The following is a 25,508-nucleotide window of genomic DNA, read 5'->3' as shown; positions in this document are numbered from 1 at the left end:
ACACGGGTGCAGGCTGCCCGGACGGGGCACTCTCGACAGGTTCCACGGTCTCCAACTCCACGGCGGCGTCAGCCACTTGACGTCTCTCCCATGATCGTCGGATCTGCCGTTAGATTTACACTCCCCGGAGGTGGAGTTCGAGGGCGCCCACAAGAAGTGGGCGTCGTACGACTCGAAGAAGATGGCCAAGGTGAAGCCCGCGTCGAAGCGGGCCCCGGTGGAGGCGTACAAGCTCGTCAACGTCAGGGCCCCTGACACCACCCTGGTCCGCGATGCTGACTCCGACGGCACCAACGACGAGGTCTGGAAAAAACGGTGATCAACGGCCCGCCCGACACACCGTCCGCCGAGGACACGACGTCGCCGCTCCTGTCCCCTGATGTCAGGGGCATGACGGTCGAGGATGCACAGCAACTCCTGCAGAGCCAGGGCCTGCAGACCGGGACGACCGAGCATGTCTCCGACGCAGCCACCCCCGGCACGGTCATCGACCAGATCCCCCCGCCTGGCGAACCGGCCGCACCCGGCTCCACAGTGACACTAGTCGTGGCCTCCGCCACAGACCCGAGCACGGAACCCACCCTGCCCCCAGAGCCCACCGAAACCCCGCTGATCACCGGTCCTCCCGACGAGAGCACCGCGACCCCGGGCGCGGCGGCGTCCAACTTCTTCGACGGCACGACGAGCGACTGACGGGGCCTGTCCCCAGGCGCTGGACACACTCTCAGAAACAGCTAGCAAAGACTTCGTGAGGCAACGCCTCTTCCGTGAGCGATCCGGCCGCCCGGCGCATGCTGGATGAAGTCGCAGGTTGAGAGCTTCCTACGGAAGCTCGCCAAGTGGCCTTACGGAAGCGGGGTTGCTCCCGGTGGTCACTGTCAACGGGATCGCGGATTTGCTAATCCACTGCTACCGAACCGCCTTCATTGCTAATGAAATCGCGGATCCTAGACCGACAGCAGCCTCGATGATCCGGGTCTCCACAGGCGCCAGGATCTGTCCGCCGTACCAGTCCGCCAGAGATACGAGCGTGGTGTTCTCCCCGGCGCGTACCACGGTGGCACGGGTCCGGACATGGCCTTTTCGGCCCATGGCTCCCCCTTCTGTGCGCTTCGTGTTGCGTTGGGGGGTGAAAGGATCATGCACCTGATGCGGCCGCAGGGCTAGGGCGTGTCCGGCGGGTCGGTATGGGCCCTGCGACTGATCGGCGTAAGCCGGTATTCGGTTGCGCATGCAAGGCTGTGCGCAAGGTTGGTCGACACGTCGCTGGATGGGGTGATTGTTACGTTCGTCCCGTTACACGCGGCGGGTGTCGGTGGTCTCCTGGCGTTGTTCCGTCGCGGGCCTGGGTGCCCGCGTCGAGCGAACCTTGGGGAGGACCCGGCAAATGATGCGATCGATGATCAGACGCGCGTGGAGGCCGGCAGTCGCCGCCGCGATGGGCGTATGTGCCTTCATGGGAATGACGGCGCCCGCGCCTGCCGCACCGAAGCAGCAGCCTCAGGCTGGGATTGCCGCTTCGGGCTATCTGAACCTGCACCAGTGCGTGTACTACTCGTCCTCGGCGACGAACCACTTCACGACGGTGGTGACGAGCAACGACGGGCGGTTCGCTGCCGGGACGAACGTCTCCGGTACCGCCGATACGCAGGTGTCCTGCGGCGCGGGCGATGGCAACTACCAGCTCGTCCCGACCCTGTCGGGCGTCAAGGCGCTGGATCTGACCTCGGGAAGCTACGTGAATCTGCACCAGTGCGTGTACTACTCGTCCTCGGCGAGCAACCACTTCAGCACGGTGGTGACGAGCAACGACGGGCGGTTCGCTGCCGGGACGAACGTCTCCGGTACCGCCGATACGCAGGTGTCCTGCGGCGCGGGCGATGGGAACTACCAGCTCGTCCCGACCCTGTCGGGCGTCAAGGCGCTCTCCGTGGCCTAAAGGGCTGTCCGGCGGATCAGGAGCGAAGCCAGAGGCGGATAGCAACAACGGTCACCGTGCCGTGGAAGACATACGCCCGCTTGTCGAAGCGGGTGGCTACGGCGCGGATCGTTCGCTCGACTTCGTTGCGGCGCTTGTAGATCGTCTTGTCGAAGCCGACGGGTCGGCCGCCCGCGCTGCCGCGGCGCAGGCGGTTGGCCCGCTGGTCCTTGCGCTCGGGAATGGTGTGCTTGATCTGCCGACGCCGCAGATACTGGCGGTTCCGGCGGGACGAGTATGCCTTGTCGGCTCCCAGATGATCGGGGCGCGTGCGCGGATGACCGCCGACCGAGCGCGGGACACGGATGCGTTCGAGGACCGTGACCAGTTACGGGGCATCGCCCCACTGGCCTGGGGTGATGACGAATGCGAGGGGCCGTCGGCCACCTTCAGCGGCCAGATGGATCTTGCAGGTCAGTCCGCCACGGGAGCGGCCCAGGGCTTCGTCGGAACGATGCTGAACAGGCTGGCCTCGCCGTCCGGGCATACGCGCCGCGTCGGCGCGGGCGCCCGCCGCGTGCTGATGGGCCCGGCAGGGGGTCGAGTCCACGCTGACCATGCTCCAGTCGATCCGGCCTTCGGCGTCGGCCTGGACACCTCGTAGGACCCTGTCCCATGTGCCGTCGGCCGACCATGTTCGGTGCCTGTCGTGCACTGTCTTCCACTTCCCGAACCGCGCCGGCAGATCCCGCCAGGGGATACCGGTCCGCTGCCGGAAGAGGATGCCGTTGATCACCCTGCGGTGGCTCCTCCAACGCCCTCCTCGTCCCACGCTCTTCGGCAAGTGCGGCTCTAGCCGAGCCCACTCCCGATCCGACAGATCGCCCCGCCCCACACCAGCCAGAACGATGCGTCTGCCGACCTGGTCACACGGCCCACCGGACAGTGCCTAGGCGCTTCCCGTCCCACCCGCGCCCGCCCTCTCCTGGTCGGCGGCGACCCGTGGGCGGTCGATCTCGGGCGCGCACTGCGATCGGCCGGGCTTGAGGTACTGATGTGGGCGGGCTCCGAGGACCAGCGCGAGCGGATCCGGGAAGCCGGACTGGAACTGGCGCCCGGAGAACTGCTGGCGGCGGCCATGGGACGCGGGGCCCGCCTGGAGGGCATCACCGCCGTACTGCTCCTCACCGACGAGGACGACTTCAACGCCCTGGACAGCTGTGTTGGCGATTCCTTTCGACGTAGGTGCAGGTAGTGGCGGTGGACCATCAATGATCCGTGGGATCGCCGGTTTGGCTAACCGGCGATCCCGGGCTATGTTGCGCCATCGCAGCCCGGAGGGACCAGTTACCGATCAGGGAGCCGGTGTCGAGCAGGGTCCCCGCAGCGGTGGCGATCAGACACCCGGCGGCCATTACTGCGATCACGCCGAGGCTCGTTGAGCTGAGAAGGCGGATCAGGACTTTGGGATCATGGCCTCCACTGGGCGCCCTGGGCCTGCCGCCTGCCCCGGCTCTCCACCGTTTCGCCTGTACCGTTCGGAGCGGCTGCGAGCCTTCGTCGGAAAAGGCCATGACGTTGTCAGGGGCTGCTCGTATCTTCAGACCATGACCGTCACTGCCCGCCCGGGAGCTGGTGAGTCCAGCGACCCGCAACGCCTTTCGCTCGCTCGCCACGGATCTGACCATCCGGATCGTGGAGGAGCTGTGGGAGGACCATGGGTTCGCATCCATCCCTCCGGAGGAGCTGAAATACGACGACCCCGGGCAGCGGCGGACCACGTTCATGCTCTATGCGGAAGGCGTGGATTGGTCCGACCCCGAGCATGTCCGGCGGGCGCTCCTCGTCTTCGAGGACTTCATCCGCGCGTACCGGGACCCTGACCAGCAGGCCACCCCCAAGTGGCTGGAGGACGTCGGCGTTCGGTTGGAGCGGGACGGATTCCTTCTCGACAAGAGCGGCCGGATCTCGTGGAAGCACCCGCCCATTTCCCTCCTCGCCCGGGATCTGAGCGCACTAAGTGACAGCTCGGGGATCGTTGTCGAGCTGGAGAGGATCAGGCGAAACCTGACCACGGACCCGCATGGAGCCATCGGAGCCGCCAAGCAGCTTATCGAGGCTACGGCGAAGACGGCTCTCCGGGAGCTAGGCATCGAGATCGACAAGAACGCCGCCCTCCCAGCTCTGGTTAGCAATGTTCAGAATGCACTGAAGCTCGATGCCGCTTCGGCCCCTGAGGGGCCCGACGGCAGCAAAGCCGTGAAGAAGATTCTTTCTGGCTCGGTGAACATCGCCGTGGGCGTGGCCGAGCTACGCAACCAGGGCTTCGGCAGCGGACACGGGCAAGCCAGTGCGCCGTCCGGACTAGGGGTCCGTCACGCACGTCTGACGGTCAACGCCGCTGTGACCTGGTGTGAGCTGATCCTTGACACGCTCTCGGACCCCGCAGCGCCCTGGCGCAAGCCTGCCACTTGACCTGGCGGCCTTCTCGATCATAGGGCGGGGGAAGCGAGGGACCGAGCCGGGTGGCGCGGGCCGAGAAAGACTGCGATGCCGTTGCCGTCGGGGGCGGGATGGGTGGCCCGCGTCCAGCCCTGGCGGCGGTAGAAGGCCATCGCCCGGCCCGACCGTACGGAGGTGAGCAGCCAGGAACGCCCTTCGGGGGTGTCGGTGGTGACCGCCTCCAGGAGGCCGGTCGCGAGCCCGGTGCCGCGCGCGTCGGAGCGGACGGCTAGCTCGTCGATCTCGCGGGAGTCGCACAGCCATTCCGCCGTGCGCTTGGGTCCGAAGCTGGCGGCGGCCTGTGGGTAGCAGCGTTCGGAGGGGAACGATGAGAGGGCGGTCCAGGCGGTGGCGAAGCCGACAACCTCTCCGCCTTGAAGGGCGAGCGCGGCGGTGAACCCTGGACGTCGTACGTTCGCCGGCAGCTGACACACGAATTCGACCCCCTTCTCCTGCGCCTCGAGTCGGAGCGGCGGCGGGTTTCATCTTGTGTGGCCTTCCCACGCCGGACTTCCCGTGCCTGTTCATTCAGACGGTCGATCCCGTCCAGCCCGAGACCGCATAAGCGCATTCACAGGCCGGATCAGGGTGGAGAAGCTCTCGGGTGGCCGCGGCCGAGCAGGCCGGCGAGGTCCCCACCACGCGGGTCTGCAAAAGGGCCGAACTCGATTTCCGTCGGTGCGCAGTGGTTCGCCATGTCTGCTGGCCGGTACCCAGGCTGTGGTGCACGACCTCGGCCGCAGGTCTGCGGCCTCGAAGATGGCCGTGGCGTGGACATCCTGGCAAGAGTGGCCTTCAAGCTGAGCCTGGCTAGGCGCGACGGTGGGGACGCCCCGGTGAGCCGTCCAAGGATCGTGCGCGGGCGATCAGCAGGGCGACGTCGTCGTGGTTGTCGGGATGCCGGAGGTGGTGAAGGAGCCGGTCGCAGGTCTCCTCCAAGGGAGCGTCGTCGGCGTCGAGGAGGTGCAGGAGGGTGTTGAGGCGTTCGTCGATGGGGTGGTGGCGGGTTTCCACCAAGCCGTCGGTGTACAGGACCAGCTGGTCGCCAGGGCCGAAGCCGAGGGTGGTGGTTTCGAAGGGGACGCCGCCGACGCCTAGGGGCGTGCCCGTGGGCAGCTCGAGCAGTCGGGGGTGTTGGCCGCTGGGGACGAGGGCGGGTGGTAGGTGGCCGGCGTTGGCGATGTGGCACTCGGCGCGGTGGGGGTCGTAGGCGGCGTACAGGCAGGTGGCGATGTACTGCTCCAGCCCGGCGGTGATCGCGTCGAGGTGTTCGAGGATCTGGGCGGGGTCGAGGTCGAGGCGGGCGAAGGCGGTGGTGGCGGTGCGCAAGCGGCCCATGGTGGCGGCGGCGTCGATGCCACTGCCCATGACATCGCCCACGATGAGTGCTGTCTTGTCGCCGCCGAGGGGGAGGACGTCGTACCAGTCGCCGCCGATCTCGTAGGCGGCCTGGGCGGGCAGGTAGCGGGAGGCCACCTGCAAGCCGGGCAGGTGGGGCGGGTGCTCGGGGAGCAGGCTGCGCTGCAGGGTCTCGGCGGCGGTACGCACGCTCTGGTGCGTGCGGGCGTTGTCGATGCACACCGCGGCGCGGAAGGCCAGTTCGGCGGCGATGGCGAGGTCGTCCTCGTCGAAGGGCCGCGGGTCACGGGCGCGGGCCAGCCCAAGGAAGCCGAGGACGGTGCCGCGGGCGGTGAGCGGGACGGCCATGTAGGAGTGCACTCCGGCGCGGGCCAGCAGGGTGGCGGCGCGGTCGTCGCGGGCGATGCGCGACAGGTCGTTGCCGTCGGCGTGGCGGATCAGGAGGGGACGGCCGGTGCGCACGCACTCGGTGGCCAGGCGGTCGGCGTCATAGGCGGCGATGCGGCCGGGCGGGTCGGCGGCGTGAACTGCGTCGGTGGGGTAGGCGGCCTTCACCGCCAGCGCCCGGAAGACCGCGGGGCCGTCTCGGGTGGCGGGGCGGTGTTCGTCGAGGACGGAGTCGAGGACGTCGACGGCGACCAGGTCGGCGAAGTCGGGAACGGTGACCTCGGCCAGTTCCCGGGCGGTCTCGTCGATCTCCAGCGTGGTGCCGATACGGGCGGAGCCGTCGGCTATCAATGCCAGGCGTCGCCGCGTCTCGGTGGCCTCCACCGCCGCCTGGTAGCGCTCGGTGACTTCCACCACGATGTCGGCCACCCCGAGCACGCGGCCCTGAGGGTTCTCCAGGCGGTACATCGAGATGGACCAGGCGCGCTTGTGCCCCGGGTCGGCAGGGGTGTGGCCGACGATGGTGGCCTGGTCGACCAGGGGGAGTCCGGTCGTGAGGACCTGCCGCAGGGCGGCTTCGGCCACCTCGAACTTCGAGTCCTTCATGATGTCGCGGTAGTGGCGGCCGAGGTGCTTGGTCGCCGGGATGCCGTGCATGCGCTCCAGGGCGGGGTTGACGGCCACGTACTTCAGGTCGGTGTCGAGGATCGCGATCCCGATGGGGGACTGGGCGATGAGCCGGGTGGACAGGGCGACGTCGCGCTCGAGCTCGCGCAGCTTGGGGGAGTCGGTGCCCAGCCCGAGGGCGTAGAAGTCGCCGCGGTCGTCCAGCAGCCGCATGTTGCGCAGTTCCACCAGCCGAGTGCTGCCGTTCTTGCACCGGATGGGGAACGTGCCGGCCCAGCTCTGGCCGGTCTCCATGACCTCGGCGAACTTCTTGATCACCCAGTCCCAGTGCTCTTCGTGGACCAGTAGCCGCGTGGCGTACTGCCCGAGCGCCTCCTGGGCGTTGTAGCCGTACAGCTCCTCCGCCTGCGGACTCCACAGGACCACTCGTCCCTCGGCGTCCAGCAGTACCGCCGCCACACCGAGGAGATCCATCAGCCCGCTCGGCTGCGATGCCTCACCCTCCGGCGGGCGGGCGTCCGCCCGGCCGATGCCGGGGGGAGGCCGTTCGGCTTCGCTCATCGCAGGCACTCCTTCCGCCGGCCGGCGCTACGTGGACGAACCGCCGGCCTGCTGGAGCGGGCCTGTCTGTGTCTGCAGGCGCTTCGGCTTCCATGGTCCCGCGGACCACCGGACAACACACCCCCTGCTCACCGTGCTCCTCGGAAGGGACGATGGTGGGCTGGGCAACAGCTGTTGGGCATCCTGCCTGTGGGCGCCCTGCACAACACGAGGTGCGCCTTCGACGACGGGCTGTTCGAAGGCGATCCCGTCCGTCTCGAGTCAGTGCCGCGGGCTTCCTGATCGCGCACACTGCCGCCGGCGGCACCGGTGGCCAGGACTCGGGAACGGCGCAAGGCGATCACCGCGTCGACCACGACTTCGCCGCCCCCCTCACACAACGTCATGCGCGCAAAGGGGGCTATATGAGTCTGAAGCGGCACGTACGGACCCGGGCCACGGTGATACGCGCCGGGGACACCACAACTTTCGTATCCCTCGAAGATTGGTACAGCGGTCAGATCCTGGCCCCGGTGGACACCCAGATCATTGAGGCGGCTGCCGGTCTAGGATCCGCGACTCCATACGCAATGAAGACGGTTCGTTAGCAGTGGATTAGCAAATCCGCAGCTTCCTTAGCAATGACTACGAGCAGTAGCGGTCGCTTGTTTGGCACTTCCGTCAGCCGGCGGGTCGCCGGTTCGACACGCTGGTTCGGCGGTGGCGGCGAGGAGGGCGGTATCGTCGTCGACCCGGTCGGGGGTGTTCAGCAGCTCCAGGGCCCGTTCGGTGATCTGCTGGGGGTCGGTGCGGGCGGCGGCGGGCAGTGCGCCGCAGGTCTGGCGCAGGGCCGCCAGGCAATCGTCCAGGGACAGCGCCCGGTTTTCCACCAGGCCATCGGTGTATAGCAGCAAGCTGGTGCCGGGCGGGAACGCCACCTCGCGGTCGACTGGAGTGCTGCCCAGTCCCAGCGGCAGCGCCGGGGACAGCTCCAGGTAGGCGGTGTCGGCGGCTACCAGCAGGGGCGGCAGGTGCCCGCTGGCGGCGTAGCGCAGGCCGTGGCGGTGTGGGTTGTAGACCGCGTACAGGCAGGTGGCGAAGCGGTCGGTGGCGAGCGACTGCAGGTAGGCGTCCAGCCTGGCCAGCACCTGGGCCGGGCTGGCGCCCTCCATCGCGAGGCTGTGCAGGGCGGAGCGGAGTTGGCCCATCACGGTGGCGGCTTCCACGTCGTGGCCCATGACGTCGCCGATGGCCAGCCCCACGGCACCATCGGGCAGCGCGAGCACGTCGTACCAATCGCCGCCGACCTCGGCGCCGCGGTTGCTGGCCCGGTAGTGGCTGGCCAGGCGCACCCCGGGCACCTGGGGCAGGCGGTGGGGCAGCAGGGCGCGCTGCAGGGTCAGGGCGAGGCGGCGCTCGTTGTGGTACCGGGTGGCGTTGTCGTAGGCGAGGGCAAGGCGGTGGGCGAGGTTCTCCAGATACTTGTGCTCGACCGCGGAGTAGTCGGTGTGCCGGACCAGTACCAGGGCCCCCAGTGTCTGGTCGTGGGCGTGCAGCGGCAGGGTCAGCACGGCGGCGGGCGCCGGGTGCGGGACGGGTGGGGCTGGGGCAGTGCCGTTGATCGCGTGGGTGGCGGCGGTGGCCAGGGCCTCGCGGGCAAGAAGAGGGGTGCCTGCGATGTACGCCGGGGGCGACTGCGCCGGGGCGGGTGCCGCGGCGGTGAGGTGGATGCTGATCTGGTCGGCGAAGTCGGGCAGCAGGATCTGTCCGGCAGTCTGCAGTATCTGGTCCGGGTCGAGGGTGGCGGACAGCCGCAGGCCCGCGTCGGCCAGAGTGGCCAGCACGGCCAGCTGGTTGCGGGTCTCGGTCAGGACCTGTTCACGCAGCTGGGACAGTTCCAACCCGGTGCGGACGCGCGCCAGCAGCTGGCGCGCGGAGAAGGGTTTGGCCAGATAGTCGTCGGCGCCGGCCTGTCGGCCCTGCACGGCTTCCTCCTCGCCGGCGCGGGCGGTGAGCAGGACGATGGGTAGACGGGCGGTGCGCGGGTCGGCGCGCAGCGCCCGGACCAACTCGAAGCCGTCCATGCCGGGCATCATCACGTCGCTGAGCACCAGCTCCACCGGCTGCGCCAGGGCCAAGTCCAGGGCGGCTTGGCCGTCGGCGGCGAGCAGCACGTCGTAGTCGGGCTGCAGGAGCTGGGTGAGGTAGGCGCGCATGTCGGCGTTGTCGTCGACGACCAGCAGGCGGGCCGGGTGGAGGCGGTCGGTTTCGTGCGGGCCGGGGCCGTGGGGGGCATCGTGGGTCGCGGGGGCGTGCGGGGTGCTTCCCGCGGGGGTGGCGGCGGGGACGGGGTCGGCCGCCAGCCAGCCCAGCGCCTCGTCCACATAGGCCGCGGCGCGACCGGGCCGGCCGCCTCCGCCTTCCCTGGGGGATCCTGCGCCGGCCGCGGGCGGGGCCGGGCGGGGCCGGTGGGCGGCGGCGAAGGGGAGGTCCACGGTGACGGTGGTGCCCTGACCGGGCCGGCTGTCCACGCTGACGGTGCCGCCGTGCGCTTCCACCAGGTCCTTCACCAGCACCAGGCCCAGGCCGCTGCCCTCGTGGGAGCGGGAGCGGGCGCCGCGGACCCGGTGGAAGCGCTCGAACAGGCGCGGCAGCTCGTCAGCGGGAATGCCGGTGCCGGTGTCGGTCAGGGTCAGCCGGGCCCGGTCGCCGGCCGCGGCCACCTGCACCCGGGCGCCGCCGGTGAAGGTGAACTTCAGGGCGTTACTGAGCAGGTTGAGGATGATCTTCTCCCACATCTCCCGGTCCAGGGACACCGCCTTGGACAGCGGCGGGCAGTCCACCTCCAGCGTCAGCCCGGCCGCTTCGAAGGCGGAGCGGAACACCCCGGCCAGCTCGGCCGTGGCACCGGCGAGGTCGACCGGCTCGAAGGCCGGGTGCATCTGCCCGGCCTCGGCCCTGGCGACGTCCAGGAGGGTGTTGACCTGCTTCAGCAGGCGCAGGGCGCCGCGCTCGGCCAGCTCCAGCTGCTCGCGCCGCTCGGGCCGGTCCTCGTCGGCCAGGGCCTGCTGGAGCGGGCCCAGGAGCAGGGTGAGCGGGGTGCGCAACTCGTGGCTGACGTTGGCGAAGAAGGTGGTCTTGGCCCGGTCCAGCTCGGCCAGCGCCTCCGCCCGCCGCCGCTGCTCGTCGTGGGCGAGCGCGGCCGTCAGCGCCCCGGCCACGGCGGCGGCGAGCACCTCCAAGAAGTCCCGGTAGGCCCCGGCCGGTGGGTAGCAGGGGTTGACGCCCACCACCAGGACGCCTCCCACCTGCCCCGCACAGTCCAGGGGCAGAGCCAGCGCCTGCTCGACCGGGAGCCGGGAGGCCGCGGCATGCTGCCCGGCGGTGTTGCCGCCGGTGAGCGCGGCAGCCGGCAGCGTGGCAGGGGCGCCGTCGGCGACGACCTGCGCCAGCCGGGTCGCGATCTTTGACCTGTCGGCCGCACTCAGCGAGACGGCCTCGGGCGCCGGCCGGAGCCCGGCGGAGGCCGCCGGCCGCAGCATCCCCGGCCCGGAGGCCAGGTACAGGCCCAGAAACGGGATCTCCTCGGGATAGGAGCCCAGCACCTCCGCGACTACGCGGGCGACCTCGTCCGGGGTGGGCAGCCCGGCGGTGCGGGCGCCGGTCTCGCTCAGCAGGCGCAGCCGGCGCTCGCCCAGCACCCGGCCGGTGGTCTCGGTGAGGATCTGCAGCACGCCACCGGCGGTGCCGTCGTCCAGCAGCACGGGCTGGAAGGAGGAGTCGAAGTAGCACTGCTCCAAAAAGCCGTGGCGCTCCATGATGAGCGGCTCATCCGGGATCAGCAGGGGCTTGCGGGTGTCGGTCACATAGTGGAAGTGGGAACTCACGGGGGCCCAGACCTCGGGGAACACCTCCTTGTAGGGTTTACCGAGCGCCCAGGGGTGTTTGGCGCCGGGAATGGGTGCGGCGCCCAAGTTGTACAGCGTGACGAATTCGGCGCCCCAGTACAGAGCCATCCCGTGCTCAGAGGTGAGCATGAGGCGCAGGGTGTCCACCAGGGGCCCCGGCCAGGACCCGGAGGGCCCGAGCGGTGTCGCCGCCCAGTCGATCCCGGCCAGGAGTTCGCCGAACGCGCCAGCCTCGGCGAACATCCGGGCCGCCGCGGTGCGCGGGTCATCAGGCCGGGTCATCGAGAAATCTTCCTCCTGGCGCCTATCTCATCCGCGCGCGCCCTCCTAAGGTTGCCGACGGCCACTCACTGCGGACCTTGCGGGCAGATCGGACGCCGGATCCGACGGTTCTGGCTACGCCCCTGCCGGAATTGCAGGGTTAAAATAATTCAAAAGGTGATTTGCCAGCAGTGTACGCCTGCAGCCGCGCGCGGACGGCGGGGTGCCGGCTGTAGTTCAAGTGGTAGTGGTCGGCGGCGGCTTCGGCGAGCTCGTCGACCAGCGGGCTGCCGTCGGGCTCGGACAGGAGCGCGAGCTGGAGGGACTCTCTGACCGACGGGAGCCCAGCATCGGTGGTCATCGGATCCGCCCCTTCATGCCGGCCGGATGCGGCGTCGTGGCGAGTGGCTGGCGGGCAGGTCGTATGCGCGGATCTGGCCCCAGGGCATTACGCGCTGAGCTGCAGGAAGTCTCGCACCGCTCGAACGTTCCGGTGTGGGGCCAGCTGTACATCCTCGTCGACGAGCGGATCGACCCCTCACGGCATGCCGAAGCCAACGTCTGGCTTGGCTCGGGCTACAACCCTGGGGTCCGCAGCAGGCTCAGCAGTCGGCGGCCAGTTGCTCGCTCTCACCGGGCCAGGCCTGGTGGCCACCACGCTCGCTGGCGTAGCGCTCATCGCAACCGGCATCGCTCGGCGGCTACCGGACAAGCCGGCGCCCATCGAGAACGCAGTACCGAAGAGGCCGCTGCCTGAACCCGGAGAGTCCTCCAGTAACGCGACGCAGACCCGGTAGCCCGCTGGGGACACGAGGGCGGGGCCCGTCCGCGCTTCACCGGGTAGCGCGCAGGTGATCGCGCCGGGCGGTGACGAGTTCGCGCCACCGTGCGTGGGTGGCGTGTTCACTCTCCAGCCATTGCGGCGCAGTGTGCACGGTGGGGATTGCGGGAGGTCGACTATGAAGGATGCGATGTCGATGTAGTAGGCGTAGTCCCCGTCCTGGGCCAGCTCACGCAGTCGGGAGATTGTGGCGGTCAGCGCGTCACGGTCATCGAGGACGGCCTGGTGGAAGGCGAGGGCCAGCGCTCGTCTCGGCCCAGAAGCCATGGCCTGGGCATGCAGGCCTGCGGGCGCTGTACTCGTGACGTCTCGCTCGGCGGCTGTGAGGCCGGACGGACCACGGTGGCGAATGCGCTGCTCACCATCTCGTCCCGCCCTGCGGCATGCACATCCGCCGACACCCGAGAAAAGACGCCGTCCACCGCTGAATCCCGGCGCACAGAATCTAGAAGTGGTCGGGCAACCAGGGTTCGTGCTCTGTGGTCCGGATGAGTGTGCTGAGCGCCGTGTCGGATCTGGCGGCTACCCCCGCGAGGCGGGCTGCGGCCGCCGTCCGGTAGCCGCCGGCGTACCAGACGGCCAGTTGCCGTCGGGTGAGGCGGACTTCACCAGCGGTGTGCGTCTTGGTGATCTGTCCGGCGCCGCCTTTCACTTCGAGGAGGTACTGGTCCCAGCTCCCGCCGTCCGCGCCCTCGATGTCCACGGGCACGGCGATGTCGAGGTCATCCGGCCAGCCCCGCAGCCGCACCGCTTCCTCCGGGTCGAGGATGCGGAGCGTCCACGGGTGCCACGCCTCCGCCTTCGGCCGGTACCGCTGGAGGGTGTGCAGCAGCGCCGGGTACGGGGGGAGGGCGGAGCGCCGGAAGTGGATGACAGGCGCCCGCGTGTTGTGGCTGGCGAGGAATGCCATCATCTCGCCCACGGTGTCCGCGTCTGCGGCCCAGAAGTCGTGCACGGTCAGCTGCATCCCGTGCCGCTCGCTGCGCTTCATAGCGAAGGACAGCAGCCCTGTGGGGGACTGCGCCGGGCCGAACCGGTAGGTGGTCAGCTGTTGCTTGCCGTCGATCCAGGCGGGCCACCAGTCCGGGCGCTGCACGGGCCCGTTCCACTGCCTGGCCAGGCAGCGTTGCAGCTCGTCGGCTTCCGTTGTACGGCCATGCTCGATGGGCATCCCCGAGCGGGTGAAGGCCCGTTTGAGGTCCTCGGTGGCGATGGACCATGCGAACACGGGGACGGGGGCCTCCCAGCCGAGGCGGCGAACGTACCCGCTCGATGTCGTCCACAGCGTGGAGATCACAGCGCCGCGGTCGCGCAAGTGGCGGAGCCGTTCGGCGAGCATGTCGACGGAGAGGCGGGCGCCGCGTTCCTCCGGGGCGACGCACCCGGCGCTGAGCAGGGCGGAGGGCACGGGGGCCCCGCCGAAGAACTGCGGGACGAGGAGGCCGAGGCCGCCAGCGATGACGCGTCCGTCCCGGACGGCGACGCGGATGTCCGCTTGCTGGCTCAGGCGGGTGATGTCGTCCACGGGATGGCCGTAGCTGCGGGTGGCGAGGGCGTCGTACTGCTGCCACAACTCGTGGTCGGCCTTCACAATCCGGATCGCATCAGCATGTCGCCTCCCCTTTCTAGTAGTTGGTCCGGTCGCGCACGGCATCAGCGTCGACAGGGACGAGGAAGCTGCGCGTGAACGTCACCACGGTCTTGCCGTCCTGGTTGTGGCCGGTCGTGCGGCTCGTGACGATCCCGGTGTCCGGGCGGCTTTGGGACAGGCGGCGGCCGGTGATCTCCGTCTCTGCGTAGAGGGTGTCGCCCACGAACACGGGGTGGGTAAAGCGGATCTCCTCGAATCCGAGGTTGGCGAGGGTCAGGCCGCTAGTGCTGCGTACGGTCATCCCGCCGACGATGTGGAGGGTGATGCTGCTGCACACCAGGGGCCTGCCCCATTCGGTGAGAGCGCTGTAGCGGGCGTCGGTGTGGATCGGGGCATCGTTGCCGCCGAGCGTGGTCATCACGACGTTGTCGGCCTCGGTGACGGTGCGCCCGGGCCGGTGCTCGATGACCAGCCCCTCCACCAGGTCCGGGTAGCCCAAGCCCACCACTTCCCGGTAGCGGCCCTCCCTGATCCGCCGGTACCCCGCGGGCGCGGGGATGCTGGCGGTCACGCGCTCACCTCGCGCGGCGCGCGGCCATCCACGCGGGCCAGCAGAGCCCGGGCGGCTTTGACCATGGGTGGGCCGATCATCTGTCCGTCGACGCGGACGATGCGGCCGCTCGCCCGGTGGGCGGCGGCCACGATGGTGCGGGCGGCGTCGACTTCCTCGTCCGTCGGGGTGAACACCTCTGTGACGGCGGGGAGCTGGCGGGGGTGGACACAGCACTTCCCGGCGAAGCCCAGCCCCTTGGCGCGTTCGGCTTCGACCCGCAGCCCGTCCAGGTCGTCCAGGTCGAAGAACGGGGAGTCGATGGCGCAGATGCCGGCGGCGGCGCTGGTGACAAGCGAGGAGCGGGCATGCAGCATCGCTTCCCAGCCCTTGGAGGAGCCGATGGCCGTCGCGTAGTCGGCCGTCCCGAACACCACCCCGGCGATGCGCTCGGCCCGCACGATCGACGGCAGCTCCTCCAGCGCTCGCGGCGTCTCGATCAGCGCATACAGGTGCGGCCTGTAGTCGGGAGCGTCGAGTGTCCCGGCGGCGATTTCGAAGTCCCGGGCCGACTCGACCTTGGGAATCAGCACGACGTCCGGCCGGACCGGATAGTCGGCGATGGCCGTCAGGTCGAGGACGCCGTCGCGGGTGGTGGGAGAACTGATCCGGACCCCGAGGACACGACCGGCCGCCGTGGGGGCGGTGAAGAACGCGGCGGCGGCCCGCCGGGCCTGCGGCTTCACCTCGGCGGGCACGGAGTCCTCGAGGTCGACCAGGGCGACGTCCGCGCCGCAGCCGTGCGCGCTCGGGAAGCGCGCTGAGTCGTGGCCGGGCGTGACGAACCACACCCCGGCCGGGGCCATCGTCTGCATCACCGACCAGCTCCCTGTCCCGCAAGGGTGCGCGCCGTCTCCGGGATCAGGTCCTCCTGCCCGGCGATGGCCCTGCGCTGGCCGAGCTCGACGAAGATGTCCCAGGGGTGCACTCCCTGGCTCTCGGCGGCGGCCAGGACGGGCCTTTTGAACCCGGAGAACACCCCGGCCAGCCCGGATACGAGACTGGTGGAGTCGATCGTCGGCGGGACGGGCATCAGCGTCCGCTCGGCGAGATCGGCGGCGTCGGCCAGGCGCCGCAGGTCGATTCCGGTCCGGTAGCCGTAGCGCTCCAGCACGGCAACGAGAACTTCCAGCTGGGTGTTGCCCGCGCCCGCGCCGAATCCCCGCGCGCACGCGTCGATCGTGCGGGCGCCGGCCTCGCCGGCCGCGACTGAGTTCGCCACGGCCATCCCGAGGTTGTTGTGCCCATGGAACGCCACCGGCACGTCTACCGCAGCGGTGATGGCGGTGATCCGGGCGGTGACGTCGCCCGGCAGGTAGTGGCCGGCGCTGTCGAAGATGCACACCGCCTGCGCCCCGTAGCCGACCATCAGGGCGCACTGCTCGGCGAGTTCTCCGGGGCTGGCCATGTGGCTCATCAGCAGCACGCCCTGCGCCTCGGCGCCGAGCTCGCGGATGGCGCCCAGATGGCGTGCGGTGACGCTGGCCTCGGTGCAGTGGGCGGCCACCCGCACCACGTCCACGCCGTGGCGGACGGCCTTGCGCAGATCGGCGGTCGTTGCCCAGCCGGGCAGCATGAGGGTGGCCAGTCTGCTGTGGGCGAGGGCCTCGCGGGCGGTGGCGAGCATCTCGTCGTCGCTGATCCTGCTGCGGCCCACCTGCAGGGAGGACGCCCCGATGCCGTTGCCGTGGCCGACTTCGACCACGGGGACACCGGCTGCGTCGACGGCTGCGGCGTAGCCGCGGATCTGCCCGGCATCCAGCTGGTGCCGCACGGCGTGCTGGCCGTCGCGCAGGGTGGGGTCGTGCACGATCACCTGGCTCTGGGCGGTCATCGGGCGAGCTCCTTCAACGCGGGGACCTTGTTGAGGGCGTGCTGCTCGGCCGCGTAGATGGCGGCGGCGCTGATCACTTCGAGGTTCCCGGCGTGTACCGGCATCCGGTTGCGGGTGGCGGTCACCTCCGCGATGACACGGGCCGTGTCGCCGGTGACGGTGCACGAGGTGATCCGGTAGCCGGGCACGACGGTCCGCATGGCCGCCGCAGCCGCTTCCACGACCTCACGCACCTGGTCCTGCTCGACGCCGGGAGACACCATCGTCATGGCGATACGGAACGGCGGCGGTGGTGCGGCTGCGGAGATGTTCAGCATCGTTTTGGCCTCGCCGGCCCCGGTGAACCAGCGGATCGCGCCCTCGGTCGTCTCCACGAACTCGTCGAGGTTGAGACGGCTGGCCCAGCCCACGCTGACGCTGGCGGCCGTGGCCACCATCTCCACGTACTCGGGACAGTAGTGCTGGGCAAGGGCGTGCAGGACGGGGATCGAGGCCTGACCGCCGCAGGAGACGAGGCCGATGTGCTGGTGGGCGGCGGCCTGGTCGCCGTTCACGGTCGGCACGATCAGCGCACCGCCACTGGTGGGGGTGAGGTCGATGAGGACCGCGCCGGTGCCGGCGAGCCGCGCCCAGTGCTCGGGGTGCTCGAAGGCGTTCGTGGCGTCGAAGACGATGTCGAACCTCTGGCCGGAGTCGAGGAGCGCGGCGACGCCGCCCGCTGCGATGGCGCAGCCCAGCTCGGCGGCTTGAGCCAGTCCGCGGCTGTGGCTGGTGCGGCCGACGACGAGCTCGCAGCTCAGGTGCGGGGAGTTCTGCATGCGCTCGACCAGGTCGAGCCCCAGTAAGCCGGAGCCGAGGACAGCGGCGTGCACGGTGTTCGATGGCATGTGTGCCCCCTGTGTGGGTGGCAGGTCACAGGACCTGCAGGTCGATGGCGGGAAGCCGGGTGGAAGTGGCCCGGAAGTCTGTTCCGGGGGTGAGCGGCAGGCTCGCGTGTACGGAACCGGCCAGGACGATGTCTCCAGCGCGCAGGGGTGTGCCCAACACGGGCAGACGGTGCGTCAGCCATGCCAGCGCCAGCAGCGGGTTGCCGAGGATGTCGCGCCCCTCACCGGTCGCGACCACCTTCCCATCGGCTTCCGCCCGTATCTGCTCGGCAGCGAGGTCCCAGACTGGATCGAACGGGACGGGACTGCCGGTGATGACGCCGGCGCAGGCGGCGTTGTCGGCGATGCTGTCGACCAGCGTGATGTTCCAGTCGGCGAAGACGGTGTCGAGGACCTCGAACGCGAGGAACACCTCGCCCACAGCCGAACGGACGGTGCCCAGGTCCGAGGCCTCGGCCAGGTCGTGACTGAGCCGGAAGGCGATCTCGGTCTCGATCCTGGGGTTCATGAAGTCGGCCGACCGCAGCCGGGATCCGCTGGAGGCGACCATGCTGGTCAGAACGACTCCGGAGTCGGGCTCGTCAATGCCCATCTGTTCCTGCATCGCGGCCGAGGTCAGTCCGATCTTATGGCCGGCGACCCGGCCCCCTGCCGAAACCCGTTCCTCCAGGTTGATCCGCTGGATGCGGTAGGCGTCCTGAAGGGCCAGGCCCGGAAAGCGCTTCGACAGCGACCGGACAGGAACGCCGGTTCGGGCAGCGTCGGCCAGCTCCCGTGCCAGCCCCGCTAAGACTTCCCCCTCCGCCTCGGGCCCGGCCATCTGTCCGGCCGGATGGTTGTCGGCGTTTGCGGGCCTGACCATCTGCTACCTCCGCATGCAGGCCTGATCGGTCTCGCCGTTCACGGCATGGCGTGCGGCGAGCACCGGCAGGAAGTCGGCGTAGCGGCCGCCGAGCCCTGCCACGTCGGCGTCCGACCCGATGAACGCGATGCGGTCCAGCTCCGGGGTGCGGCCCTGGCCGCTCTCCGCGGCGACGAGCTGCGTGTACTGCTTGGTGAGTGCGTCGGCCGGGCAGGCGGGAGCACGGAAGTGCACGCCCACGTTGCCCATGCCGCCGCGGGTCACGGCCCACAGCTCCAGGTTTTCGGAGGCGACTTCACGCCCGGCCTCCTCTGCGAGTTCCAGCGCGGCGTGCCGGCGCAGGCACTCGACATCCAAGGCGGCGCCCGCCTCGGGGGGGCTCGATCGTCCCGCCGGGCAGCTGCCAACGCCCGGGGGCCGCAGTCGACGACGCCATACGCCCCACCAGCAGCCGACCGTCGTCCGTGGGCTGCGCAACGGACACGAAAACCGACGGGGCGGACACGGCGTGGACCGGATCCAGCCGCAGGACGTACAGGCGATAGGTCGCCCGGTACCAAGTCAGGAGCAGGGTCTGCGCGTCCTTCCACTCCAGTCCCGCGCACACTACGGTCGGCCCGTCGAATAGCGACGGGTTCGCCGCAACGGCCTCTTCCCACCTGCGCTCCATCGCCGCTGTCTGCTCATCGGTGAGCCGGGGCGGATCAGTCTCCGCAAGGAGCAGGCGGCGGATACCGGAAAGCTCAACGGCGGGAGCCTGCGGTTGATTAGGCAACGAAAACCTCCTGGTGAGTGCCCTACACGGGCAGCGCTGATCAGGCACGCGATGGCGGTGCGACCCTGGCCGCGAGCCCCAGACCGTACCTTCGTCACGGTCGTGGAGCGGCGGAGGGTCACAGTGGGGATCGCCGTACGAGCTTCAGCTCGGCCCATACGCGTTTGGCTGACAGTTCGCCGCTGCGGCGGGAGCGGAGCAAGTCGAAGCCCCAGCGGTTGGCAAGGTCGTCGACGAGAAGGAGGCCGCGGCCGTGGCCGGCGTCCTCGTCGGGCGTGCGCAGCTGCGGGTGCCGGTCGGGGGAGCGGTCGGTGACGGCGAGGTACACCCGGTCGAAGGCCGGGAGGCTCACGGCCAGGATGATCCTTGGGCCGTGTGCATGCCGCACGGCGTTCGCGACGAATTCGGACATCACCAGGGCAGCCGTCTCCGCGTCGTCCTCCAGACCCCACGCCGCCATCGCTACGCGCGCGAGCAGCCGGGCCTCCTTTGCCGTCTCCGGGGCGCGGTCGGCGGTCAGCCGGTAGCCGGGATGCCCCTTCATTCGGGGCCGGGGCGTCGTCATGGTCGTCATGACCGCCCACCAGCGACGGGCCGCGTCGCCCGCAGAGGGCCGGGATGCTCATAGAGGGTGAGCAGGGCGCGGCACTGGATGGCGAGATCCCAGACGCCCTTGGGAGAGGTGCCGTTCCCCTCCGCCAGCATGTGGCGGGTTCCGGCGAGGACGTGGCGCGCGGTGCGCCGCTGCTCACCACGCATGCGCGGCTCCACCCTGGCGAGTTCCGGCACCAGGAGCTGGACGTGCCCGCGCAGCAGGCCACCGAGCCTCTCCCAGTCCCCACCCGCCAGGCGCCGTGAGGCCGACAGGGCCGCCTCGTACGACTGCCGGATGCTCTCGGAATCGACCGGGAAGTTGTTGCCGGCGCCCGCTGGGCGGGGCGCCGGGACTGTCGCCGTTGCGCTGCTTGCAGCGTCTGCCACAGCGGCCTCCCTGATTGGTCGTCACGTCACCGCCTACGCAAGCAGCGCAGGACGAGCGAGTGCGACGCCAGCACAATGCAAGAACGATGAAACTTCGCCCAGTTGGGGTGAACTGCGGCCAAGGCCGGGCACCACAGGGGTGGGGGCGGTACGGTCGCCGCACCCGTCATGTCGGATACCGCCGGAGTCGGTATGGCTGACCGCCCCAAGACCCCCAACGCCCGGTTGCGCGCCGTGCGCGAGGACGAACTGCAGAGGTCCCGCCAGGAGTTCGCGAGGCTGATCGTGGAGACAGGCGAGGAGATGAGTGAAACAGTCGCCTGCACCGCGCGCTTGGTGGCGGCATGGGAAGACGGCGACGTCCAGCTCCCCAGGGCGGTCTACCGGCGGATCCTCACCCAGCTGACTGGACGCACCATGCAGGAGCTGGGCTTCGGGCCCAGTACCCCGGCCCGCACCGCCGTGCCGGCCGCCACGGCGAACCCAGAGGAGGAGCAGGTGACCCGCCGCGGGTTCATGGCCGACAGCGCAGGCGCGGTCCTGTCGCTCATCCCCCTCCCCTCCCCGAAGGATGGGGCCCCGCCGGGCCGGATCGGTGCCGTCAACGTGCGTGCCCTGGACACGGCCGTGGCGAAGATCTACGCCCACGACCACGACCACGGGTCAGCCGCCATGCGCCGCGACGCCTCCGACGCCCTGCACACCGCCTACTCGTGGCTGCAGGAAGGCACCTACACGGAGAAGACCGGTAAGCGGCTGAGGTCGGCGACCGGTCATCTTTCGATCGCCGCCGGGTGGCTCAGCTACGACTCCGGCCGTGCCGCCGACGCGCGCAGCCTGTACAACGAGGCCCTCGCCGCCGCGCGGATCGCCGAGGACCCGGGCCTGGAGGCGCACGCCTTCGGCTGTCTGTCCTTGCTCGCCAAGGCATCCGGTCGGCCGCGCGAGGCAATCTCGGCAGCGCAAGGGGCGCAGAGCGTGGCCAACTCCTACGGCTCACCAAGGATGCTGTCGCTGTTCGCGATGCGTGAGGCCGGCGGCTGGGCCCTGCTGGGGGACGCAAGCGCCACGGACCGGGCGATCATCCGCGCCCACCAGCTGTATGCCAGCGGGCCACGTGAGGCCGATCCGCACTGGCTGGAGTTCTACAACCCGGGCGAGCTGGCCGGGTTAGAGGCGCTGGCCCGGGCCGACCTCGCCCAGCACGAGCGGGCCGCAGCCGGGGCGGAACAGGCGGTGCTGCTGCACGGCGACCAGTTCGCCCGCAATCGCGCCCTGTACACAGCCGACATCGCCATTCAGCATGCCGTCAGGGAACGTCCGGAGCCGGAGGCCGCGGCCGAAGCCGCCGGACGCGTCCTCGCGTACCTTCCAGAGGTGCGCTCGGACCGGCTGCTGCAGCAGTTGCACAACGTCTCGAGCGCGCTGCAGCGGCACGCGTCCGTCCCGGCGGTCGCGGACTGGCTGGAGGAGTACCGCACCATCGCCGACGTCAGCTGAGGAGGAGACGGTGACCACCCCGAGCACCCGCACCGACGTGGTGATCCGCACCTACGGGCCCGGCCAGGTCCCACCGCTGATCGACACCCTCGCCGACATCTGGGCCGACAGCCACCCGGAACTGGTCGACAACCCGGGTGCGGAGGCCATGGGCCTGTCCGTGCCTGCACTCCACCGCCAGATCACCGGCCACCTCAAGCACCCCGGCTTCGTCCTGGTCGTCGCCTACGTCGGCGGCAGCGCCGTCGGCTTCGGTTATGCGTTCCCCTGCTCGCCCGACTACTGGTTCGGCCCCCTGGTCGATCAGGTCCCCGAAGGCGCCCGCCAAGAGCGGCTGATGGGCCTGTGCGAACTGGCCGTTCGCCCGCCGTGGCAGTCCAAGGGCATCGGCACCCGACTGCACGGCGCCCTTCTCCAGGCCATCGCCCCAAAGTGGTCCTCGTTGCTTGCCCTGCCCGCGAACCCGCGCGGCCACGACCTCTACGCCCGGCTCGGTTACAAGTACGGGGGGCCGTACCGCAACACACCTGACGGCCCGGAGTTCGACCTGCTGCTCCTGCACGTTCAGGACGAGGCCTGACGGGAGGCTGCACCAGCCCTCACCGGCCTGCAAGGAGAGGACCGGCGCCGGTTGGCGACCGCACACCTGCTGCGCTGAGTCGCCATCACGGCTACACGCAAGCTGAGTCAACAGCGGAGGCTTGAGCCGATGGGCCAGAGCCGCCGTCGTTTCTCAGGTCAATCCGGTAAGGACGACGCGCATGGTGTCGTACGTGTCGCGGACGCCGTCCGCGTTGTTCAGGCGGTGGCGCTCCAGCCGGATGACACCCAGGTGGCGGACCTCGTAGACGACGGACCGCCAGGCGGCGGAGTTCGAACAGGATCTTCAGCAGCGCAGTCGACGTGAACGCCTTCAGCGCCGTGGTGCGCCAGGTCGACCCCGCCCTCTCCGTGGGCATCGAGCCGTTCTCCTTCCTGTGCTCCCACCTGCTGGACCACGTCCTGCGTCACCTCGACCTGCACCCGCGCCAGATGCTCACCGACCTGGGCTGCGGCCGCGGCGGACTGGGCCTGTGGCTCGCCCGTCGTACGAACGCCGCCCTGATCGGCATCGACTTCTCCGCGGTCCCCCTCGACACGCCCGTGCCCGGGCCGCGGACCACGCCGCCGGTGCACAGTTCCTCCTCACCGACTTCGCGGACTTGCCGCTCGACGACGCCTCCGTGGACCGCGCCGTCTCCCTGGACGCCCTGCAGTACGCCGGGGACCGCATCGCTGCCGCTCGGCAGGCCCGCCGGATCCTGCGCCCGGCCGGCCGACTCGGCTGGCACCCCCGCATCCCCGGCGACCAGCGCCTGCCGCTCAGGCATCGGAACACCAACTGGCGCCAGGTGCTGTATGCTGCGGGCTTCATCGCCGTCGCCTGCCGCGACGATCCCGTCTGGGACTCCGCGTACCAGGCGATCTATCGGACCGCCTTGGCGATGAACACCGACGCGAACCCGGGCCTCGCCAGCCTGCAGGGTGAGGCCCGACGGAGGCTGGCGACGGCGCACCTTCTGCGACGGGTCGCCGTCACTGCCACGCGTAGCTACAGATGAACCTGCAGGGTCCGCGACTCCGTGCGCACCGGCTATTGGGAGAACATCAGAATCCGCGTGTGCCGAGCACCGCTTGGGACGGCTGAACCCGAGCAGAATTCCTTGCCGAGGCGTCCCTCCGCGATCACCACGGCGTAGCGTCCCGAGCCTCGAGTTGTGACAATCGGGGCTCCAGATTCCCGCGTCCCCGTTCAACGGGATGCTGCCACCGAATCATCCAGACGCCTGGGTACCGCGTGGTGCTTCCACGACGCCAGCGCCCCGGTGACGTCCTGACCGCCCATAGGACCTTGGTCTGGCAGAAGCACGCACGCGTCCATGCCAGGCAGACCCTCTGGGTTGGTCACGGACGAATGTGCTGCATGGCGTGTCGTTCTAACTAAGAATGACCCGGGCGGGGTTGATCTGCTGAGGGCGTTGCATGGAGGCAATGTGACACGGGACGAGACCGGGGCAGTGCCCGGTGCGCGAGAACTGGCACCCGCTCCCGTGTGCCCCTTTCGGGGACTGTCTCCGTTCCGGGAAACCGACGCGCCAGTGTTCCACGGCCGAAGAGTGGAGTGCGCGGAACTCGTGAGCGTGGTGGCCAACAACCAGTGGAGCGCTCTTGTCGGTCCGTCCGGTTCAGGTAAGTCGTCACTGGTGTCGGTAACGGCTGAATCGTGGCTCTGGATCACTTTCAGTGCCGAGGCCACGGAGGGTCACCACAAGCGCGATCATGAACGGCCGTGGGTGATGTGCTCCTCCGGGACCTGTGGTTCCACAAGACCGAAGGCGTCGTGATCGAAGGCGTCGCAGTTGATGACGAGTTGGTGGTCGTACGGGCCACCATCTCGGCTGAGCGGGCTGCCTGTCCCGCCTGCGGAACACTCTCGACTCGGGTGCACAGCCGGTATATACGCCGACTCGCCGACACCGCGGTCGGTGGGCGTCCCGTCGTGATCGAGTTACAGGTCCGGCGGTTCCGCTGCTGCGAACGCACCTGCGCGCAGGCGACTTTTGCAGAGCAGGTCGACGGGCTGACCTTCCGCCACGGGCGACGCAGTGCTGGACTGCAGACGGTCCTGCAGCAGCTGGCGGTGATGCTGGCCGGCCGGGCCGGCGCCCGCCTGGCCCACGCGCTCGCCGTACGGGCGAGTCGGTCAACGCTCCTCCGGCTGATACGCCGCCTGCCGGAGCCTTCGCCCCCCACGCCGCGCGTGCTCGGGGTGGACGACTTCGCGCTGCGCAAGGGACACAACTACGGCACGATCCTGATCGACATCGAGTCGCGCTGCCCGGTCGATCTGTTACCCGACCGGACCACCGCGACGGTGGCCAAGTGGCTTGCCGATCACCCCGGCATCGAGGTGATCTGCCGCGATCGCTCCACCGCCTATGCCGAGGCCGGACGGCTCGGCGCCCCTGACGCCATTCATGTCGCGGACCGCTGGCACCTCTGGAAAAACCTGGCCGAGGCCGTCGAGAAGACCGTCGTCCGCCACCGCGCCCTGCTCCGCGAGCCGGACCAAAAGGCCACGGCCACGGCCGCACCGACGGATGTATCGGCGCTGGAAGACAAGCCAACGGCCCACCCGCGCACCTCAGGACGCCTTTCCGAGCGGGTGCGGCGGCAGCACCCCACCGTTCACCAACTGCTGGCTCAGGGCATGGCGTTGCGGGCCATCGCCCGTGAGCTCGGACTGAGCCGAACCACGGTTCGCCGTCTCGCGCATGCGGCTACTCCAGACGAGCTGCTGGTCGGTCAATGGACGGGCCGCACCAGCATCCTGGACCCCTACAAGCCTTATCTACACCAGCGGTGGGCCGAGGGACGCAGGAGTGCCGTCCACCTTTTCGGTGAACTCCAACAGCGCGGCTACCGCGGCGGCATCACCATCGTCCGCGAATACGTCCGGCGGCTCCGAGATGTCCTCCCGCACGACGACCCGCCCCGCAAGGATCCGTCCGTGCGCGATGTGACCGGCTGGATCACCCGCCGCCCCGAGGACCTCAATGACGACCAAGCCGAGCGGCTCAAGAAGATCCTCGCCCGCTGTCCGGAGCTTGACCGGACTGCCGAACACGTCCGGGCGTTCGCTGAGTTGATGAATAGCCGCCGGGGCCGGGACCTCGGCCAGTGGATCGAGCGCGTCCAGGCCGACGACCTGCCCGTCCTCCACGGCTTCGTCAACGGACTCGGCCAGGACCTCGACGCGGTAGTCGCCGGGCTCAGCCTGCGCTACAGCTCCGGCGCCGTCGAGGGCCACAACAACAAGATCAAGATGCTGAAGCGGCAGATGTTCGGTCGCGCCAACTTCGACCTGCTCCGCAAACGGGTTCTTCTCGCGGGGCGAGGCCGTTCATGATCGCGCTTGTGGTGACCCTCCGTGGCCTCGGCACTGAAAGTGATCCAGAGCCCACATTGAGCCGTTGCCGACACCTTAGACGTCATCTCATTTGGAACGGTAGCCTGTCGGTCGTGGTTTCGATCGTTGAGCGGCTGGTGCCGGATGAGTTGTGGGAGTTGTTTCAGCGGGTGGTC

General features: G+C 69.7%; 23 protein-coding genes and 2 pseudogenes. 11 read left to right on the top strand and 14 right to left on the bottom strand.

The genetic code is table 11. From position 1 onward, the window contains the following. Positions 1-130 precede the first annotated feature (130 nt). The 3 genes from IF78_RS0141195 (at position 131) to IF78_RS0141185 (ending at position 1,939) form a co-directional block, all read left to right on the top strand. Positions 131-319, top strand: a complete 189-nt coding sequence (locus IF78_RS0141195) for a hypothetical protein (protein ID WP_031487798.1) — start codon at positions 131-133, stop codon at positions 317-319. Continuing rightward, complete coding sequence (locus IF78_RS0141190) at positions 316-693, top strand: PASTA domain-containing protein (RefSeq protein ID WP_031487797.1); 378 nt, start codon at positions 316-318, stop codon at positions 691-693. The genes IF78_RS0141195 and IF78_RS0141190 overlap by 4 nt, the downstream gene beginning before the upstream one ends. Before the next feature lie 706 nt (positions 694-1,399). Then, positions 1,400-1,939: a hypothetical protein gene (locus IF78_RS0141185; RefSeq protein ID WP_209439687.1), complete on the top strand. Its 540-nt coding sequence runs from the start codon at positions 1,400-1,402 to the stop codon at positions 1,937-1,939. Between the two features lie 16 nt (positions 1,940-1,955). On the opposite strand, the pseudogene IF78_RS47190 reads toward IF78_RS0141185, so the two are convergent. Beyond that, positions 1,956-2,813, bottom strand: a pseudogene (locus tag IF78_RS47190) (IS5 family transposase). A 54-nt stretch (positions 2,814-2,867) separates the two neighbouring features. Between IF78_RS47190 and IF78_RS47185 the strand changes: the two are divergent. Both IF78_RS47185 and IF78_RS44540 read left to right on the top strand, forming a co-directional pair. After that, positions 2,868-3,137: pseudogene (locus IF78_RS47185) on the top strand (cation:proton antiporter); the annotation flags it as partial. Between the two features lie 476 nt (positions 3,138-3,613). Beyond that, positions 3,614-4,393: an abortive infection family protein gene (locus tag IF78_RS44540; protein ID WP_234439994.1), complete on the top strand. Its 780-nt coding sequence runs from the start codon at positions 3,614-3,616 to the stop codon at positions 4,391-4,393. A gap of 17 nt (positions 4,394-4,410) precedes the next feature. On the opposite strand, the gene IF78_RS0141165 is transcribed toward IF78_RS44540, so the two are convergent. From IF78_RS0141165 to IF78_RS0141105, 13 genes are all read right to left on the bottom strand, one after another. Then, positions 4,411-4,854 (bottom strand): GNAT family N-acetyltransferase, encoded by a 444-nt coding sequence (locus IF78_RS0141165; protein WP_078662798.1) that lies wholly within the window; start codon positions 4,852-4,854, stop codon positions 4,411-4,413. A 376-nt stretch (positions 4,855-5,230) separates the two neighbouring features. Continuing rightward, on the bottom strand, positions 5,231-7,354 hold the full coding sequence (locus tag IF78_RS0141160; RefSeq protein ID WP_051828634.1) for a SpoIIE family protein phosphatase: 2,124 nt from the start codon (positions 7,352-7,354) through the stop codon (positions 5,231-5,233). 614 nt (positions 7,355-7,968) lie between these two features. Then, a complete protein-coding gene (locus tag IF78_RS0141155) occupies positions 7,969-11,523 on the bottom strand; it encodes a SpoIIE family protein phosphatase (protein ID WP_051828632.1) in 3,555 nt (1,184 codons plus the stop codon). A 139-nt stretch (positions 11,524-11,662) separates the two neighbouring features. Then, positions 11,663-11,863: a hypothetical protein gene (locus IF78_RS0141150; RefSeq protein WP_031487790.1), complete on the bottom strand. Its 201-nt coding sequence runs from the start codon at positions 11,861-11,863 to the stop codon at positions 11,663-11,665. Between the two features lie 925 nt (positions 11,864-12,788). Beyond that, positions 12,789-13,934 (bottom strand): GNAT family N-acetyltransferase, encoded by a 1,146-nt coding sequence (locus IF78_RS0141145; RefSeq protein WP_234439993.1) that lies wholly within the window; start codon positions 13,932-13,934, stop codon positions 12,789-12,791. Positions 13,935-13,968: 34 nt separating this feature from the next. Then, positions 13,969-14,505, bottom strand: a complete 537-nt coding sequence (locus IF78_RS0141140; RefSeq protein WP_031487788.1) for a MaoC family dehydratase — start codon at positions 14,503-14,505, stop codon at positions 13,969-13,971. Beyond that, positions 14,502-15,359 carry an HpcH/HpaI aldolase/citrate lyase family protein gene (locus tag IF78_RS0141135; RefSeq protein WP_031487787.1) on the bottom strand — a complete coding sequence of 286 codons (858 nt, stop codon included), beginning with the start codon at positions 15,357-15,359 and terminating at the stop codon, positions 14,502-14,504. The genes IF78_RS0141140 and IF78_RS0141135 overlap by 4 nt, the downstream gene beginning before the upstream one ends. Continuing rightward, positions 15,359-16,378: a 4-hydroxy-2-oxovalerate aldolase gene (dmpG, locus tag IF78_RS0141130; protein WP_031487786.1), complete on the bottom strand. Its 1,020-nt coding sequence runs from the start codon at positions 16,376-16,378 to the stop codon at positions 15,359-15,361. Before dmpG ends, IF78_RS0141135 begins: the two co-directional genes overlap by 1 nt. Beyond that, positions 16,375-17,265: an acetaldehyde dehydrogenase gene (locus IF78_RS0141125; protein ID WP_031487785.1), complete on the bottom strand. Its 891-nt coding sequence runs from the start codon at positions 17,263-17,265 to the stop codon at positions 16,375-16,377. Before IF78_RS0141125 ends, dmpG begins: the two co-directional genes overlap by 4 nt. Before the next feature lie 25 nt (positions 17,266-17,290). Next, positions 17,291-18,085, bottom strand: a complete 795-nt coding sequence (locus tag IF78_RS0141120) for a 2-keto-4-pentenoate hydratase (RefSeq protein ID WP_107050118.1) — start codon at positions 18,083-18,085, stop codon at positions 17,291-17,293. 45 nt (positions 18,086-18,130) lie between these two features. Beyond that, the gene (locus tag IF78_RS44535; protein ID WP_234439992.1) at positions 18,131-18,484 is read right to left on the bottom strand and encodes a hypothetical protein; all 354 of its coding nucleotides are present in this window, start codon (positions 18,482-18,484) and stop codon (positions 18,131-18,133) included. A 536-nt stretch (positions 18,485-19,020) separates the two neighbouring features. Beyond that, positions 19,021-19,476, bottom strand: a complete 456-nt coding sequence (locus tag IF78_RS0141110) for an ATP-binding protein (RefSeq protein ID WP_031487783.1) — start codon at positions 19,474-19,476, stop codon at positions 19,021-19,023. Beyond that, a complete protein-coding gene (locus IF78_RS0141105) occupies positions 19,473-19,883 on the bottom strand; it encodes a DUF6415 family natural product biosynthesis protein (RefSeq protein WP_031487782.1) in 411 nt (136 codons plus the stop codon). Before IF78_RS0141105 ends, IF78_RS0141110 begins: the two co-directional genes overlap by 4 nt. 192 nt (positions 19,884-20,075) lie before the next feature. Here IF78_RS0141105 and IF78_RS0141100 point away from each other — a divergent pair, with 192 nt between their 5' ends. From IF78_RS0141100 to IF78_RS49275, 6 genes are all read left to right on the top strand, one after another. Beyond that, positions 20,076-21,383 (top strand): NsdA family TPR-like regulatory protein, encoded by a 1,308-nt coding sequence (locus tag IF78_RS0141100; protein WP_031487781.1) that lies wholly within the window; start codon positions 20,076-20,078, stop codon positions 21,381-21,383. 10 nt (positions 21,384-21,393) lie between these two features. Then, on the top strand, positions 21,394-21,963 hold the full coding sequence (locus IF78_RS0141095) for a GNAT family N-acetyltransferase (protein WP_031487780.1): 570 nt from the start codon (positions 21,394-21,396) through the stop codon (positions 21,961-21,963). Positions 21,964-22,360: 397 nt separating this feature from the next. Next, positions 22,361-22,984 carry a methyltransferase domain-containing protein gene (locus IF78_RS47180; RefSeq protein WP_037642640.1) on the top strand — a complete coding sequence of 208 codons (624 nt, stop codon included), beginning with the start codon at positions 22,361-22,363 and terminating at the stop codon, positions 22,982-22,984. Between the two features lie 318 nt (positions 22,985-23,302). Beyond that, positions 23,303-23,767: an nSTAND1 domain-containing NTPase gene (locus IF78_RS51055; RefSeq protein ID WP_369122765.1), complete on the top strand. Its 465-nt coding sequence runs from the start codon at positions 23,303-23,305 to the stop codon at positions 23,765-23,767. After that, the gene (locus tag IF78_RS0141085; RefSeq protein WP_031487778.1) at positions 23,713-25,332 is read left to right on the top strand and encodes an ISL3 family transposase; all 1,620 of its coding nucleotides are present in this window, start codon (positions 23,713-23,715) and stop codon (positions 25,330-25,332) included. The genes IF78_RS51055 and IF78_RS0141085 overlap by 55 nt, the downstream gene beginning before the upstream one ends. After that, positions 25,329-25,508, top strand: a 180-nt coding sequence (locus tag IF78_RS49275) for a hypothetical protein (RefSeq protein WP_209439686.1), incomplete at its 3' end; no start/stop codon positions are given. The genes IF78_RS0141085 and IF78_RS49275, both read left to right, overlap by 4 nt.

The organism is Streptomyces bicolor (genome assembly GCF_000719285.1).
Lineage (GTDB): Bacteria > Actinomycetota > Actinomycetes > Streptomycetales > Streptomycetaceae > Streptomyces > Streptomyces bicolor.
This window is presented reverse-complemented; position numbering and strand designations above follow the sequence as displayed.

Excerpts from the sequence above, each read along its gene's own strand:
- IF78_RS0141185 (WP_209439687.1), top strand. The coding sequence starts at position 1,400 with ATGATCAGACGCGCGTGGAGGCCGGCAGTCGCCGCCGCGATGGGCGTA.
- IF78_RS0141160 (WP_051828634.1), bottom strand. The coding sequence starts at position 7,354 with ATGAGCGAAGCCGAACGGCCTCCCCCCGGCATCGGCCGGGCGGACGCC.
- IF78_RS0141155 (WP_051828632.1), bottom strand. The coding sequence starts at position 11,523 with ATGACCCGGCCTGATGACCCGCGCACCGCGGCGGCCCGGATGTTCGCC.
- IF78_RS0141150 (WP_031487790.1), bottom strand. The coding sequence starts at position 11,863 with ATGACCACCGATGCTGGGCTCCCGTCGGTCAGAGAGTCCCTCCAGCTC.
- IF78_RS0141135 (WP_031487787.1), bottom strand. The coding sequence starts at position 15,359 with ATGCAGACGATGGCCCCGGCCGGGGTGTGGTTCGTCACGCCCGGCCAC.
- dmpG (WP_031487786.1), bottom strand. The coding sequence starts at position 16,378 with ATGACCGCCCAGAGCCAGGTGATCGTGCACGACCCCACCCTGCGCGAC.
- IF78_RS0141125 (WP_031487785.1), bottom strand. The coding sequence starts at position 17,265 with ATGCCATCGAACACCGTGCACGCCGCTGTCCTCGGCTCCGGCTTACTG.
- IF78_RS0141120 (WP_107050118.1), bottom strand. The coding sequence starts at position 18,085 with ATGGCCGGGCCCGAGGCGGAGGGGGAAGTCTTAGCGGGGCTGGCACGG.
- IF78_RS0141110 (WP_031487783.1), bottom strand. The coding sequence starts at position 19,476 with ATGACGACCATGACGACGCCCCGGCCCCGAATGAAGGGGCATCCCGGC.
- IF78_RS0141100 (WP_031487781.1), top strand. The coding sequence starts at position 20,076 with ATGGCTGACCGCCCCAAGACCCCCAACGCCCGGTTGCGCGCCGTGCGC.
- IF78_RS51055 (WP_369122765.1), top strand. The coding sequence starts at position 23,303 with ATGCCAGGCAGACCCTCTGGGTTGGTCACGGACGAATGTGCTGCATGG.